Annotated in this window: 1 protein-coding gene; it reads left to right on the forward strand. The window is 43.8% G+C overall.

From position 1 onward, the window contains the following. Window positions 1-592: Ig-like domain-containing protein (locus G4D72_RS13285; protein WP_166078213.1), on the forward strand; the 592-nt coding region annotated here is incomplete at both ends.

The raw sequence follows: 592 nt of genomic DNA on the forward strand, positions 1-592 counted from the left end.
CAGATGGTACCGTTAGTGTTTTAGCAAACGATACCGATGTGGATGGTAACCCAAGCGCACCGGTAAACGGAGTTGGACAGTTCACAGTTGATTTAGATCCAGCAACAGCAGGTATCCAAGATACAATCACTACAGCAGAAGGAGTTTGGACATTAAATCCAGCTACAGGAGTTGTAACGTTCAACCCAGCCAATAACTTCAATGGCACGGCTACATTAACGTATCAGTTATGTGATCCATCAGGTGCATGTGATACAGCATTAATTACGTTTGTAGTAACGGCCGTAAATGATACACCAGTTGCTAATGATGACGACCAAAGTGCTACACCATTAACAGAAGATGGTGCAGATGGTACCGTTAGTGTTTTAGCAAACGATACCGATGTGGATGGTAACCCAAGCGCACCGGTAAACGGAGTTGGACAGTTCACAGTTGATTTAGATCCAGCAACAGCAGGTATCCAAGATACAATTACTACAGCAGAAGGAGTTTGGACATTAAATCCAGCTACAGGAGTTGTAACGTTCAACCCAGCCAATAACTTCAATGGCACGGCTACATTAACGTATCAGTTATGTGATCCATCAGG

The organism is Flavobacterium difficile (assembly GCF_011392115.1).
Classification (GTDB): Bacteria; Bacteroidota; Bacteroidia; order Flavobacteriales; family Flavobacteriaceae; genus Flavobacterium; species Flavobacterium difficile.